At 69.5% G+C, this 13,186-nt stretch carries 13 protein-coding genes; 9 read left to right on the plus strand and 4 right to left on the minus strand.

All coding sequences use genetic code 11. The annotated features are described in order from the left end of the window. The first annotated feature begins 69 nt into the window (after positions 1 to 69). Positions 70 to 567 carry a polyadenylate-specific 3'-exoribonuclease AS gene (locus tag Q0A34_RS11780; RefSeq protein WP_291480187.1) on the plus strand — a complete coding sequence of 166 codons (498 nt, stop codon included), beginning with the start codon at positions 70 to 72 and terminating at the stop codon, positions 565 to 567. Positions 568 to 610: 43 nt separating this feature from the next. Then, positions 611 to 1,999 (plus strand): class II 3-deoxy-7-phosphoheptulonate synthase, encoded by a 1,389-nt coding sequence (locus tag Q0A34_RS11785; RefSeq protein WP_291480188.1) that lies wholly within the window; start codon positions 611 to 613, stop codon positions 1,997 to 1,999. Between the two features lie 22 nt (positions 2,000 to 2,021). Here the strand turns inward: Q0A34_RS11785 and pknB are convergent, their stop codons facing one another. Continuing rightward, positions 2,022 to 4,235, minus strand: a complete 2,214-nt coding sequence (pknB, locus tag Q0A34_RS11790; protein WP_291480189.1) for a Stk1 family PASTA domain-containing Ser/Thr kinase — start codon at positions 4,233 to 4,235, stop codon at positions 2,022 to 2,024. A gap of 205 nt (positions 4,236 to 4,440) precedes the next feature. On the opposite strand from pknB, the gene Q0A34_RS11795 reads away from it, so the two are divergent. Next, positions 4,441 to 4,791 (plus strand): Rv2175c family DNA-binding protein, encoded by a 351-nt coding sequence (locus tag Q0A34_RS11795; protein ID WP_291480207.1) that lies wholly within the window; start codon positions 4,441 to 4,443, stop codon positions 4,789 to 4,791. Here the strand turns inward: Q0A34_RS11795 and Q0A34_RS11800 are convergent. Beyond that, positions 4,705 to 6,282, minus strand: coding sequence for an alpha-(1->6)-mannopyranosyltransferase A (locus Q0A34_RS11800; protein ID WP_291480190.1), 1,578 nt, complete (start codon positions 6,280 to 6,282; stop codon positions 4,705 to 4,707). The genes Q0A34_RS11795 and Q0A34_RS11800 overlap by 87 nt on opposite strands. Positions 6,283 to 6,318: 36 nt before the next feature. Further along, positions 6,319 to 7,443 carry a polyprenyl synthetase family protein gene (locus Q0A34_RS11805; protein ID WP_291480191.1) on the minus strand — a complete coding sequence of 375 codons (1,125 nt, stop codon included), beginning with the start codon at positions 7,441 to 7,443 and terminating at the stop codon, positions 6,319 to 6,321. Positions 7,444 to 7,573: 130 nt separating this feature from the next. Here Q0A34_RS11805 and Q0A34_RS11810 point away from each other — a divergent pair, with 130 nt between their 5' ends. Next, positions 7,574 to 8,563 carry a methylenetetrahydrofolate reductase gene (locus tag Q0A34_RS11810; RefSeq protein WP_291480192.1) on the plus strand — a complete coding sequence of 330 codons (990 nt, stop codon included), beginning with the start codon at positions 7,574 to 7,576 and terminating at the stop codon, positions 8,561 to 8,563. On the opposite strand, the gene Q0A34_RS11815 is transcribed toward Q0A34_RS11810, so the two are convergent. Then, on the minus strand, positions 8,545 to 9,177 hold the full coding sequence (locus Q0A34_RS11815) for an N-acetyltransferase (protein WP_291480193.1): 633 nt from the start codon (positions 9,175 to 9,177) through the stop codon (positions 8,545 to 8,547). The two genes, Q0A34_RS11810 and Q0A34_RS11815, sit on opposite strands and share 19 nt — an antisense overlap. 158 nt (positions 9,178 to 9,335) lie before the next feature. Here Q0A34_RS11815 and Q0A34_RS11820 point away from each other — a divergent pair, with 158 nt between their 5' ends. The 5 genes from Q0A34_RS11820 (at position 9,336) to Q0A34_RS11840 (ending at position 13,177) form a co-directional block, all read left to right on the plus strand. After that, a complete protein-coding gene (locus Q0A34_RS11820) occupies positions 9,336 to 9,773 on the plus strand; it encodes an SAV_6107 family HEPN domain-containing protein (RefSeq protein WP_291480194.1) in 438 nt (145 codons plus the stop codon). Positions 9,774 to 9,904: 131 nt separating this feature from the next. Continuing rightward, entirely contained in the window at positions 9,905 to 10,297 is a 393-nt protein-coding gene (locus tag Q0A34_RS11825; protein ID WP_291480195.1) for a DUF3040 domain-containing protein, read from the plus strand. A gap of 474 nt (positions 10,298 to 10,771) precedes the next feature. After that, a complete protein-coding gene (gene mraZ / locus Q0A34_RS11830; RefSeq protein ID WP_291480196.1) occupies positions 10,772 to 11,203 on the plus strand; it encodes a division/cell wall cluster transcriptional repressor MraZ in 432 nt (143 codons plus the stop codon). Between the two features lie 208 nt (positions 11,204 to 11,411). Continuing rightward, a complete protein-coding gene (rsmH, locus tag Q0A34_RS11835; RefSeq protein ID WP_291480197.1) occupies positions 11,412 to 12,467 on the plus strand; it encodes a 16S rRNA (cytosine(1402)-N(4))-methyltransferase RsmH in 1,056 nt (351 codons plus the stop codon). Beyond that, a complete protein-coding gene (locus tag Q0A34_RS11840) occupies positions 12,464 to 13,177 on the plus strand; it encodes a hypothetical protein (protein WP_291480198.1) in 714 nt (237 codons plus the stop codon). The genes rsmH and Q0A34_RS11840 overlap by 4 nt, the downstream gene beginning before the upstream one ends. Positions 13,178 to 13,186 lie beyond the last annotated feature (9 nt).

Consider the following 13,186-nt stretch of genomic DNA (forward strand, 5'->3'; position numbering starts at 1 on the left):
GCCCCGCCGGAGCACAGGAAAGGACCGCGGCGCCGCCCCGGTGGCGGCGCGGGTCTAGACTTGGCGGCCGTGCGATACTTCTACGACACCGAGTTCATCGAGGACGGCACCACCATCGACCTGGTGTCGATCGGTGTGGTGGCCGAGGACGGGCGTGAGTTCTACGCGGTCTCGACGGAGTTCCGGGAGCGTAAGGCCGGCGACTGGGTCCGGCGCAACGTGCTGCCGTTGCTGCCGCCGAGGACGGACCCGGTGTGGATGTCCCGTGCGGAGATCCGGTCCCGGCTGTTCTCCTTCCTCGTGCCGGGGCACCGGCAGGGGGACTGGCTCCCGCCGTCCCGTCGTCCGGAGCTGTGGGCGTGGGTGGGCGCCTACGACCATGTGGCGCTGGCGCAGTTGTGGGGCGACATGACCCAGCTTCCCCGGGAGCTTCCCCGGTTCACCCACGAGCTCAAGCAGCTGTGGGAGGAGGCGGGGCGCCCGGACCTGCCTGATCCTCCGGCGCGGGCCCATGACGCACTCGAGGACGCCAGGGCCAATCTGGTGAAGTTCCGCCTGTCAAGATAGGGCAGTTCACCATTCGGGCACGTCGTCTCGTAAGATGACCGGCATGGGTTGGACAATAGACGCACCTCTCGAAGAGCTTCCTGATCTGCCACCGCTGCCCGGCGACCTCGAACGGGTTTTTCAGGACACCATCGCACGCGACGCCAAGCAGCAGCCGTCGTGGGACCAGGGGCATGCCGACCGTGTGCGCAAGATCCTGGAGTCCGTGCCACCGATCGTGGTGGCGCCGGAGATCCGGCGGCTGAAGGCGGAGCTCGCCGACGTCGCCCTGGGAAAGGCGTTCCTGCTGCAGGGCGGCGACTGTGCCGAGACCTTCGAGTCCAACACCGAGCCGCACATCCGCGGCAACATCAAGACGCTGCTCCAGATGGCCGTGGTGCTCACCTACGGCGCCTCCACCCCCGTGGTCAAGATGGCGCGTATCGCCGGTCAGTACTCCAAGCCCCGCTCCGCCGACCGCGACTCCAACGGTCTGCTGAACTACCGCGGTGACCTCGTCAACGGGATCGGCGCCACGGAGGAGGAGCGTCGGCACGACCCGTCACGGATGGTGCGCGCCTACGCGAACTCCGGTGCGGCGATGAACCTGGTGCGTGCCCTGACCAGTTCGGGTACCGCCGACCTCGCCAAGCTCCACGAGTGGAACAGGGAGTTCGTGGCGAACTCCCGTGCCGGCGCCCGTTACGAGGCACTGGCCGGGGAGATCGAGCGCGGGCTGGAGTTCATGAGCGCCTGCGGTGTCTCCGACTCCACCCTGCAGACCGCGAACATCTACTGCTCGCACGAGGCCCTGGTCCGTGACTACGAGCGCGCGATGCTGCGTCTGGCGCACGGGGAGGACGGGGAGGACGTGCTGTACAACCTCTCCGCCCACCAGATCTGGATCGGCGAGCGGACACGTGGCCTCGAGGACTTCCACATCGCCTTCGCCGCGCTGGTCGGCAATCCGGTGGGTGTGAAGATCGGGCCGACGACGACGCCGGAGGAGGCCGTCGCGTACGTCCAGAAGCTCGACCCGCGGAATGAGCCGGGCTCGTTGACCCTGATCACGCGGATGGGTTACGACAAGATCCGCGAGGTCCTGCCTCCCATCGTCGAGGCCGTCGAGGCGACAGGGCACAAGGTCATCTGGCAGTGCGACCCGATGCACGGCAACACCTACACCTCCTCGAACGGCTACAAGACCCGCGACTTCGATCGCATCATCGACGAGGTCCAGGGCTTCTTCGAGGTGCACCGGGCCGTCGGGTCGCACCCGGGTGGCGTGCACATCGAGTTCACCGGTGAGGACGTCACCGAGGTCGTCGGCGGGGCCCAGGACATCACCGACCTGGATCTGCCGTCGCGCTACGCCACGGTGGTGGACCCCCGGCTGAACACCCAGCAGGCGCTCGAGCTGTCCTTCCTGGTGGCCGAGATGCTGCGTAAGTAGCGGCCCCGGCCACTCCTCCCGGTCACAGGGTCCGCAGTGTGACGGTGTCGCCCACGGCGGCACGGGAGGTCGGCCCCGGTGACTGCGTGATCACCAGACCGTCCGGCCGGCCGTCGACGGTGACCTCAAGGCCCTCGTCCTCGAGGGCCTTCGTCGCGTTCTCGACCGACCGCCCGATGACGAAGGGCACCCGGACCATCGTGGACTCCCGCAGCGTCACCGTGGTGGACGTCGACGGGTCGAGGCGTGTCCCTGCGGCAGGTTCCTGGGCGGCGATGTCGCCTCGGGAGACGGAGGTGTCGGACACTCCTTCGCCGGTCCGGGGCGACAGGCCCATGTCGCGGAGTTCGGCGGCGGCGTCCCCGGCGTCCATCCCCTCCAGGTCCGGCACGGTGATCGCGTTGGAGAGGACCAGGGTGACGGAGGAGGATCCGGGGACCTCGCTGCCGGCGTCGACGTCGGTGCCGATGGCGTCGCCGCCGTCGACGTCACGGTCGAATCGGCGTTCGACGTCGCCGACCTCGAGTCCTGCGGCCTCGATGGCGCTGCGTGCCTGGCGTTCGGACATTCCCGCGACATCCGGGACGGTCACCGGGCGTGCCCCCTTGCTGACCTTCACGGTGACCTCGGTGCCGGTGTCGACGGTCTGTCCTGCCCGGGGTGACACCTCGGCGACGACGCCGGAGCGCACGTCATCGGAGTAGACGGGTTCTCCGACGGTCCACGTCAGTGTCCGGTCGGAGAGTTTCGACTGGTAGGCGGCGAGGTTGTCGGCGGGGCCCGGGGTGGGGACGGTGGGGCGTCCCTGAGAGACGAGGACGGAGACGTCGTCGCCCCGGACCGCGCGTTCGCCTGCCCCGGGGTCGGTCCCGGTCACGGTCTCCTCAGGCTGGTCGTCGGAGTAGATCTCGTTGACGACGGCGGTGAACCCCGCGGCCTCGACAGTCGCCCGTGCGCCGTTCACGTCCTGTCCGAGCACCTGGGGGACCTCGCCGTACCGGCCGGAGGTCACCCACCAGGCGGTGACCGCCACCGCGACGACGAGGACGACGAGGATGACGCCCCAGATCAGCGCGGCCGCACCGCCGCGGTTGGTCAACGGGCGGGAGCGTGGAGGTGCCTGTGCCGGTGCCTGAGCCGGCCCCTGCACCGGCCCCTGTTCCGGTGCGGGGCCGGGCTCGTCCTGCGGCGGATACGTCTCCTGGGGGACGAGGCTGGTTTCAGCGGTGTGTGCTGCCGGGAGGTCGTCCCTGGTCGGGGAACTCCCGGCGGCGAACATGCTCGTCGCCATGGCGTCGTCGTCCCAGCTCAGCCGGTCAGAGACGACCGACCCCTCCAGGGCACGGTGGACCGCGCTGGCGGTGGGGGCGGGGACCTGGAAGTCCGGCAGCCGCAGCGACTGCCGGGTGGCCCGGACCGCGGTGAGGAACCCGTCGCCGTCGGGGTAGCGCTCGGCCGGGTCGTGGCGGGTGGCGCGGAGGACGAGGTCGTCGAGCTCAGGCGGGACCCCGGCGATGAAGCCGGACGGGGCGGGCACGTCATTGTCCAGGCGCATCAGTGCTGTCTCCTCGGGTGAGGAGCCGCGGAACGGTGTGCGTCCGGTGAGGAGCTCGAAGAGCAGGATCCCGGCGGCGTAGACGTCGCCCTCCGGTCCGACGTGACCGCCGCGGACCTGTTCGGGGGAGAGGTAGGCTGCGGTGCCGATGACGGGGCCGCCGGAGGTGACGTCGCGGCGGGATGCGCGGACGAGACCGAAGTCGGCGAGTTTGACCTGGTGGTCGTCGCGGATGAGGACGTTGTCCGGTTTCACGTCCCGGTGGACCATGCCCTCCTGGTGTGCCAGGGCGAGGGCCTCGAGCACCGGACCCATCACCGCGAGAGCGGCGTGGGGTGGCATCGGTCCCCGTTCACGCAGGAGTTCACGCAGTGTGCCCCCCGGCACGAGCTCCATGACCAGGAACACGTGGTCCCCGTCGTGGCGGTGGTCGACCCCCTGGTCGAAGACGTTGACCAGACAGGGGTGGTTCAGTCGTGCCACGGCCCTGGCCTCGCGCTCGAACCGGGCCCGGAACGCCGGCTCGCGGGCGAAGCCGGGGTCGAGGACCTTGGCGGCGAGGTCACGGTCCAGTCTGGTGTCCACGCAGTGGTAGACCACGGACATTCCTCCGCGGGCGATGGTCTCGCCGATACGGTACCGGTTGTCCAGGAGGTCACCCGGTTGCAGCTGCGGCTCCATGATGCTCGACCCGCCTCCTTTCATCTACGGCTACCGGGGAAGTATACGGGGCAGTCCAGCGAAGACGGGATGAAGGGATAGGGTGGGTGCCGTGAGTACGAACAACGACAGCGACATCAGCGACATCAGCGACAACCCTGACGCCACCTCCGGAGCCGGCGGCCCCGTGGACGGTGCCCTCCCCGGCCGCCCGCTCCCCTCTGCGGTGGCGGGCCTCCCCGCCGGCGAGCGGGTCCTCAACGTCCCTGAGACCGCCGAATTGCTCGGCGTGCTGGTGACCCGGGTGATGGACGACCTCAACAGCCACCGCCTGGTGGCGGTGCAGGTGGACGGGGTCCGGCAGATCCCGGCCCGGTTCTTCACCGACGGCGGCGAGGTCAACCGGTTCATCCCGGGGCTCATCGCGCTGCTGGCGGACGGCGGCTACTCGGACGAGGAGATCCTGGAGTTCCTGTTCACCGGTGACGAGTCACTGCCGGGACGTCCCGTCGACGCCCTCCACGGGCACCTCGCCCGGGAGGTCATGCGACGTGCCCAGGCCATGGCGATCGGCTGACTCGCCGGGCCGGTCCTGCCTGAGGCACGTGGTGGCGGCCCACCACATGACCGCGCCGAGCAGGAGCAGCCACCACAGCGAGTAGAGGCGGTTGTTGCCGCCGCCGTCGAAGGTCATCGACATGACCATCGACAGCCACGCGACCACGACCAGCGCGCGGCGGTCGCGGACCCAGACACCGAAGAGCGCGAGCGGTGCCATGTAGTACCAGGGCAGGACGACGGCATTGAGGACGCAGGTCACCGCGTAGGCCGCCGTGGCACCGACCATCGCGTCACGGGCACCCCGGCGCCAGATGACCCAGCAGACCACGAGTCCGGCGAGCATGAGCACCATGGTGACCGGTCGGAGGACGGCGACGATCTCGTTGAAGTAGATCTCCTCGTTCACCAGGCTCAGCGGACGGACGAGCAGACCCGCCAGCAGTGAGGCGAGGGAGAGCGGGTTGATGACCTTGGTGTTGCCGCTGATCTCTGCGACCCAGCCCCAGGTCTGTCCGCTGGCCCAGGTGATCACGGCGAGTGACGCCAGCATGACCGCGAGGGAGCAGATTCCGCCGACGAGCAGCGCGACCAGGCGCGACGGGGAGAACTGACGGAGGTCGGCGAGGATCTCGCGGGGGTGGCGGCGGGGACCGTCCGCCCCCGGCAGGGCGCCGGCGCGGCGGGCGACGAACACCCAGACGAGGAACGGCAGGGCGAACAGGGCGGTGGCCTTCAGTGCGACACCCGCGCCGATCAGCGCGGACCCGTAGACCAGGCCGCGGACCGGGGCGGCCCGCATACCGAGGTACAGCCCGGTGCAGACCAGGGCCATCATCGTGACCTCGTTGTGCATGCCGCCGATGTAGTGGATGACGGCGAGCGGGTTGGCGACACCGATCCACACCGCCAGGTGCGGTGAGGCGCCGAGCTGGCGCGCCAGCGCGGCGACCGCCCAGACCAGGGCGGCGAAGCTGAGCATCGACAGGATCTTGTAGGCGATGATCCCGGCGGTGATGTTGTCCCCGGTGATCCGGGTGACGCCGTCCCCGATCCACAGGTGGAGTGGACCGTAGGGTGTGGTGGTGTTTCGCCAGTCCCCGCTGACCTCGAAGAACATCCGTCCGGGATTGGCGGAGGCACCGACCTCGTAGGCGTTGTGCCCGTCCCGGGCGAGAGTGCCCTGCATCAGGTAGGAGTAGATGTCCCTGCTCATCAGGGGGCCGGCGAAGAACAGGGGTGCGACCCACGCGGCGATCGGCCGGGCACCCAGGGGCTCCCCGAGGCGGACGACACGCCCTCCGACCACGATCCACGACAGGATCATCAGCAGGACGGCCACCCACATGAACACCACGACGATGCCGTAGAGGTGGCCGAACCCGAGGTTCGCCCAGCCCAACGCCTGGAGGACACCGCCCCGGTTTCGCGTCGCACCCACGGAATGGGAGCACAGGGCCAGCAGGACGGAGCCGGCCAGCCCGAGCAGGACGGCCTGGCGACGGGGCATGTCCCGCAGTCTTGTTCCGATCGTCGTGAGCACGGCTCAGCTCCTCCGTTCGGTGAGTTCTTCGGCGACGGCCACGAGCTCCTCGGTGACGGAGCGGTCGAGGCCGCCGCGTCGCAGGGTGTCGACGGCCCGGTCGGTCAGTGACCGTATGCGGGCGGTGGAGTCGGCGGCGGCTCCGGAGTCGACGATGATGGTCCGCAGGTCGTCGACCTCGGCTTCGGTGGTGACGGTCCCGATCCCGTCGCGGAGCCGGGCGGCGGCGGCCGGGTCGGAGCGGTCCGCGGCGCGCAGGGCGGTTGCCGCGAGGTAGGTGCGTTTCCCGGAGCGCAGGTCGTCACCCGACGCCTTGCCGGTGACGGCGGGGTCGCCGAAGACCCCGAGGTAGTCGTCCTCCAGCTGGAAGGCCACCCCGATGTCACGTCCGGCCGAGCGCAGCGTCTCCACGGTGTGCGCCGGGGCGTCCGCGAGGGCCGCCCCGAGGTGCAGGGGACGTTCCACGGTGTAGGCGGCTGTCTTGTAGGCGTTGACCTTGGCCGACGCTGCGGGGTCCTCGGAGCCGCTGGCCTCCACGGAGATGTCGAGCATCTGTCCGGCGATGACCTCGGTGCGCATGGCGCGCCAGGGTCCGCGCGCCCGCAGGAGCGCCTCCGCCGACACCCCGGAGTCGGCGAGCATGTCGTCGGCCCAGGCGAAGGCGAGGTCACCGACGAGGATCGCCTGGCTGACACCGTAGGCGCCGGGGTCTCCGTGCCAGCTGTCCCGACGGTGCCGGGCCTCGAAGGAGCGGTGGACGGTGGGGCGGCCGCGGCGTGTGTCGGAGTGGTCGATGATGTCGTCGTGGATCAGTGCGCAGGCCTGGATGAACTCCAGTGAACTGACGGCAGTGACCAGACTGCCTGCCCCGGTCGTCCGGTCGAGACGGCCGCCACCGCCCTCCAGTGCGGCCCGGACACCGGCCCAGGCGAACAGGGGGCGGAGGCGCTTTCCGCCGACGACGAACCTCCCGAGTTCCGTGATGCCCTGTTCGATGACGGGGTCGATGCCGTCGAACTCCGCGTGCCTGGCGGCCAGGAACTCCCGGAGCGTCAGGTCGACGGCCGGGGGGACGTCGGTCAGCGGCGCGTCGACGTGCCAGGTTGTCGTCGGGGCGGCGTCGGCCATCGGTGGGGTCCTCCGTAGTCGGGTGGGGGAGCGCTTTCGCTTCCGGTTCCACCCAATAGTAGGGACCGGTGCGGGGAAAGCGGACCTCGACCTGCCGGAGCCGACCCGTCGTCTTCTAGGATGGGGCGCTATGGTCAATGAAATTCACCGCCCGGCCCCGGCGAGCCTGCAGGTCGCCGTCGCAGACACCCTCAAGTGGGGTACCCCTGGACGCGTCCCGTTCTCGGTGGAGTTCATGCCCCCGCGCAACGACGCCGCCGAGCAACGTCTGTGGTCGGCCGCGGAGGCCTTCCACGACCTCGGGGCGAGTTTCGTCTCGGTCACCTACGGTGCAGGGGGGTCGAGTCGGGAACGCACCGAACGGGTGGCGTCCCGGCTGGCGGTGAAGCCGTTGACGACCCTTCTTCACCTCACCCTGGTCGACCACCGGGTGGAGGAGCTGAAGGACATCCTGCGGGAGTTCGCCTCCCTGGGGCTGACGAACCTGCTGGCCCTGCGCGGCGACCCGCCCGGTGACCCGATGGGGGACTGGGCCCCGGTCGAGGGCGGCCTCAACTACGCCCACGAGCTCATCGAACTTGTCAGGTCGATGCCCGAGTGCGCCGACTTCGACATCGGCATCGCGTCCTTCCCGGAGGGGCACTACCGCGCCGGGACGCTGGAGGACGACACCCGCTACACCCTGCAGAAGCTGCGTGCGGGGGCGAGCTACTCCATCACGCAGATGTTCTTCGACGTCGACCACTACCTCCGGCTGCGAGACCGGTTGGCGGCGGCGGACCCGGTGCACGGGTCAAAGCCGGTGATCCCCGGCCTGATGCCGATCACCTCGTTGAAGTCGGTGCGCCGGCAGCTGGAGTTGTCGGGGGCCTCGTTGCCCCGGGAGCTCGATGACCTGCTGACCCGCGTGGCGGACGGTGACGAGGTGAAGAACGCCGCGGCGATCCGCGAGGCGGGGATCGAGGTGACGTCGGCGATGGCGGAGAGGCTCATCGCGGAGGGGGCTCCGGACCTGCACTTCATGACGATGAACAATGTCCGGGCCACCCAGGAGGTGCTCCACAATCTGGGAATGGCGCCGGCATGGGGGCCTGAACTGGGTCAGGACATGGTGCGTTGAGGTCTTCCGGCCGGTGAGTCGCGGGTCAGGGAGAGGACGCCGAAGGGGCGCGGGTCCGAGCCGAAGCGGAACCCGCGGAGGACGTCCCGGAAGCCAGTGGCCCTGTAGAGGGCCCATGCTGCGTTGTCTTCGTCGGTGACTTCGGGGGTGGAGAGCATCGCCACCGGTCGTCGGAGGTGGGGCAGCAGCGCGTTGAGCAGGGCCCTGCCGACGCCCCGGCCCTGGAAGTCGGGGTGGACGTGGATCTCGGAGATCTCGTCGTAGTCGGCGAGGAGGTCGTCGGCGCTGCCGGCGGTCATGCCCGAGGACACCAGCCCCCGGCGGACCTCCCGGTACCACCAGCTTGTCGGGTCCCCGGGGAACCCGTAGGCCACGCCGACCACACGGTGTGCGGAATGGCCGGGGTCGGGGACGGACCGGGCGGGGTGCGACAGCGCGACGACGCAGCGGAAGCCGTCCTTCCTGGCGTTGGTCAACCACAGCTGCCGCCGCTGGTGGAAGGTCTCCGGGGGGTACGACATCGCTCTGAGGTGGATGTCGACGAGTTGGTCGATGCGGCGGACGTAGTCCTGCACCGAGATGGTGCACACGCTGATCTGGCGGTCGTCGGTCACATGTCCATTGTGGCAAACCCCGGGGTGGGGTGGGGACGATGCCTGAAACTAGAACAGGTGTTCGACTGTGCCTGTGGTCGGGGGTTCATGTCCGGTGGCGGCCGTAGCGTGGGTGTCACCCCGGAAAGAGGGCGGCACGGCGCACGGAGGAGGCGGTCATGGCACAGGGAGTCACTGGCGGTGTTGCCAGGATGGGGAGGTCGCACAGGGGCGGTTCGGTGCCGCCGGAGACCTTCGTCATCGAGGCTGAGCGCCTCCTGGAGCTCAGCCGTACCGACCTGGTCCGTGAGGAGCGGCTGACCTGGGCGTACCGGGCCGCGCTGCGTGGGGCGGGTGCGGTGATCCAGTTCGCACGGAAGAAGCGCCGCAGGTTGCCGCCGGGCAGCGCCTGGGAGAAGGTGCGGGCACTCGCCGGTGACGAGGAGATGGAGGCGTGGTGCCGGCGTTTCGCCCCGCATGCGCGGCTGGTCGCGCAGGTGGAGATGGGGTTGGTCCCGGACCTTTCCGAGGAGCGGGTGACGGAGGTCTACCAGGACGCCTGTCTCTTCCTGGATGCGGTGCGGGGGCGTGTCGGCTACCTGCCTGAGGTTGCGTGACTGCGGGGAGGGCGGACTGGGGTAGGCTGAGAGGCATCGGCGCGGAACTTTTTCCGCTCATCGTGCGTTAACACGGTAGAGACAGAACATCCGTCAAATTTCGACACCCGACACCTCAGGGGAGGACGATCGTGGCCCTTTCAGAACAGGAACGGCGCATGCTCCAGGAGATTGAGCAGGCGTTGATCGCCGACGACCCCAACCTTGCCCGGCAGGCGGCCGGGGACGGGCCGGTCGGTGGTGGTTTCAACATCGGAATCCGCTCTGTGGCGGTCTTCCTCCTCGGTGTGTGCCTTCTCGTCGCCGGCATCGCACTGTCCCAGAACAGCCTGTGGTTCGTGGCTCTCGGAGTCGTCGGGTTCCTCGTGATGTTCGGCGGGGGGCTACTGGCCTTCCGCGGGGCGGACTCCGCGCCCGGCGGTGCACGGAACACCGGTGCGTCCTCGGGCAGGCCCGGCTCCGGGTCGAAGGGCGGCGGCGTCGCCGACCGGATGGAAGACAGCTTCCGCAAGCGTTTCGAGTAGTTCACCGCAGGGGGCGCCGTACGCCCCTGTCGCAGGACCCCACGGGCGGGCCCGGATTCCAGGATCCGGGCCCGCCCGTTTTCTGCTGCCGCCCGGCGCCGTGCGGGTGTTCCCGTGTCGCCCCACATTGCCCCACACGGCACCGCTGGCGCCCGGTCGGAGCCGGTTCCTTCCCCGCCGGCCCACCGTTCACCCGCTCCTCCGGCGGTCAGGGCGCAGAATCTCCCCACCTTCCCCCACTCTGTGGAAATTCCCATAATTGCAGATCAATCCACCTCGCATCCTGACTGTCCGCTGTATCAGCGGTGCAGGATGCGATTTTTGTGTCCTCGTGTGACTGTTGGGCTAGTCAGTGTGGTTGGAAGTGGGGTACTGTGGGGCGCACTGGGGCAGACTGGTCCCGGGACAACTTCACAGAGAACGCACACGGCAGTAACGACTCAGAGGTCCGGATGACCGGGGAAAGGAGCCGACATGTTCTTCGGCACCTTCACCCCGAAGCTCGACGACAAGGGTCGGTTGACCCTCCCGGCCAAGTTCCGCGAGCAGTTGGCGGACGGCCTGGTCGTCGTCAACGGGCAGGACCACAGTCTCGCAGTCCACACCAAGGCGGAGTTCCAGGTGCGTGCCGCGAAAGCTGCGGCCGCGTCACGGGCGAATCCGCAGGCGCGGGCGTACGTCAGGAATCTGGCGGCGAGTGCTGACGAGCAGGAGCTCGACAAGCAGGGGAGGATCACACTCTCCCCGGGGCACCGGAACTACGCGGGTCTGAACAAGGACTGCGTGGTCATCGGATCCGTCGACTTCATCGAGATCTGGGACGCCGCGGCCTGGGAGGCCTACCTGGAGGAGCACGAGTCCACCTTCGCCGACGGCGACGACGACTCCCTCGCCGGGATCCTCTGACCGCCCGCTCCGACTGCTGTGTGACCCCGCGACGCCGGTGGGACTGTGTGCCGGCCCTCATCTGCGCGGACGACCTTGCTTTGATGTACTTCCCCGACATCAAACGGGCCCGTGCAGGTGAGGCCCTGTGTACAGTCCCGGCGGCGTTGCGATGACCACGTGAAGTGAACGGGACCGGACAACCGCCCCTGATGAAAGGACCTCCTCGATGACCGTCGCCGATGACGACAAGAACGCGCACGTCGCTGGCGAGCACGGGCATGTCCCGGTCATGCGCGACCGCATGGTGGAGCTCGTCGGACTGGGCGTGACCGCGCCCGGGGCGCCGGAGACGCCCGTCATCGTCGACGGGACCCTGGGCGCGGGCGGGCACACGGAGGTCTTCCTCGAGCGCTTCCCCGGTGCGGTGGTCGTCGGTCTGGACCGTGACCCCGCCGCACTCGCACAGGCCCAGGACCGCCTGTCCCGCTTCGGCGACCGTTTCCTGGCCCACCGCACGCGGTTCGACGGACTCGGCGGGGCGCTGGACACCCTGGTGGACGCCGGCAGGCTGCCGGAGTCGGTCCGGGAGACGGGCGTGTCGGGGTACCTCTTCGACCTCGGCGTGTCGTCCATGCAGCTGGACCAGGCGGACCGGGGGTTCGCGTACTCCCAGGACGCGCCCCTGGACATGCGGATGGACCCGGACCTGCCGACCACCGCCGCGGACATCCTCAACACCTACGCCCACGGTGACCTCGCCCGGATCCTCAAGACCTACGGGGACGAACGTTTCGCGGGAAAGATCGCCTCCGCGGTGCTCCGTGAGCGTGAATCGGAGCCGTTCACCACGTCAGGACGACTCGTGGAACTGCTCTACCGCACGATTCCGGCGGCGTCCCGGCGCACCGGCGGGCACCCCGCCAAGCGCACCTTCCAGGCGCTGCGCATCGAGGTGAACGCCGAGCTGGACTCCCTGGCGGCCGTGATCCCCGAGGCGACCTCCCGGCTGCGTGTCGGGGGAGTGGCGGTGTTCATGAGCTACCAGTCCCTGGAGGACCGCATCGTCAAGAAGGCGCTGGCGGAGCTCACCGTGGACCACACGCCGCCGGGACTGCCGGTGGCGCTCCCCGGGTACGCCCCGGACTTCGAGCTCGTCACCCGGGGCTCGGAGAAGGCCTCCGAGGCAGAGATCGAGCAGAACCCCAGGGCGGCACCCGTCCGGGTACGCGCAGTCCGAAGAACAACCCAGTCAGACCGAGACGCACAGCGAGGAACCAGATGAGCACCGCCACCGCAGCCCGTCAGCGCACCCGCCAACGTACCGCCGCGCCCGGCCCCGACGACCACGGCTCCGCCGTCGCGACACCTGTTCGTCGTCGGGAGGACCGGCACCGCCCCCGCACCAGCCCCGTCAGGCGGCGTGGCTCCCGGCAGCAGGTCTCCGTCCGGGGACGCCGGATCGCCGCGCCGACGGCCGCCGAGCGCTCCGTGGTCAGGACCTGGGTGGTCCTGCTCCTGCTGTTCGTCGCCGGGGTCGCGTTCGCCATGTACCTGTCCGGGAAGACCACCGAGCAGTCCTTCCAGCTGTCGGAGGCCGAGGAGACCAGCACCACGCTGTCGAATGAGCTGGAGTCGCTGCACCGCGACGTCGAGGACGCCTCCTCGACCCAGCGCATCGCGGCCGAGGCGTCCCGCATGGGCATGGTCGTCCCCGGCCAGTCCGGTGTGCTCGACGTCAACGGCGACGAGGTCCACGAGGTGCGCGCCGCCGACCCGGAGGCGACCCTCCCGGTCACCGACATCAACGGTGAGGCGCCGGTGCAGCGGCCGACCAGTGACCCGGAGGCCACCGGCCAGGTTCCGGGGCTCGCACCGCAGGCGCTCGACGACCCAGGCGACAGGGACAACAGGGACAACAGGGACAACAGGGACACAGCTTCGGCCGGTCAGCAGCCGCGCGGTGGCGACTCGACCGGCGAACTGCCTTACTGAGGGGCGGCC

This window comes from Corynebacterium sp., from assembly GCF_022712195.1.
Lineage (GTDB): Bacteria > Actinomycetota > Actinomycetes > Mycobacteriales > Mycobacteriaceae > Corynebacterium.

What these genes read in the sequence shown, in the direction of transcription:
- Q0A34_RS11785 (WP_291480188.1), top strand. Translation starts at nt 611, where the DNA reads ATGGGTTGGACAATAGACGCACCTCTCGAAGAGCTTCCTGATCTGCCA.
- pknB (WP_291480189.1), bottom strand. Translation starts at nt 4,235, where the DNA reads ATGGAGCCGCAGCTGCAACCGGGTGACCTCCTGGACAACCGGTACCGT.
- Q0A34_RS11800 (WP_291480190.1), bottom strand. Translation starts at nt 6,282, where the DNA reads ATGCCCCGTCGCCAGGCCGTCCTGCTCGGGCTGGCCGGCTCCGTCCTG.
- Q0A34_RS11805 (WP_291480191.1), bottom strand. Translation starts at nt 7,443, where the DNA reads ATGGCCGACGCCGCCCCGACGACAACCTGGCACGTCGACGCGCCGCTG.
- Q0A34_RS11810 (WP_291480192.1), top strand. Translation starts at nt 7,574, where the DNA reads ATGGTCAATGAAATTCACCGCCCGGCCCCGGCGAGCCTGCAGGTCGCC.
- Q0A34_RS11820 (WP_291480194.1), top strand. Translation starts at nt 9,336, where the DNA reads ATGGCACAGGGAGTCACTGGCGGTGTTGCCAGGATGGGGAGGTCGCAC.
- mraZ (WP_291480196.1), top strand. Translation starts at nt 10,772, where the DNA reads ATGTTCTTCGGCACCTTCACCCCGAAGCTCGACGACAAGGGTCGGTTG.
- rsmH (WP_291480197.1), top strand. Translation starts at nt 11,412, where the DNA reads ATGACCGTCGCCGATGACGACAAGAACGCGCACGTCGCTGGCGAGCAC.
- Q0A34_RS11840 (WP_291480198.1), top strand. Translation starts at nt 12,464, where the DNA reads ATGAGCACCGCCACCGCAGCCCGTCAGCGCACCCGCCAACGTACCGCC.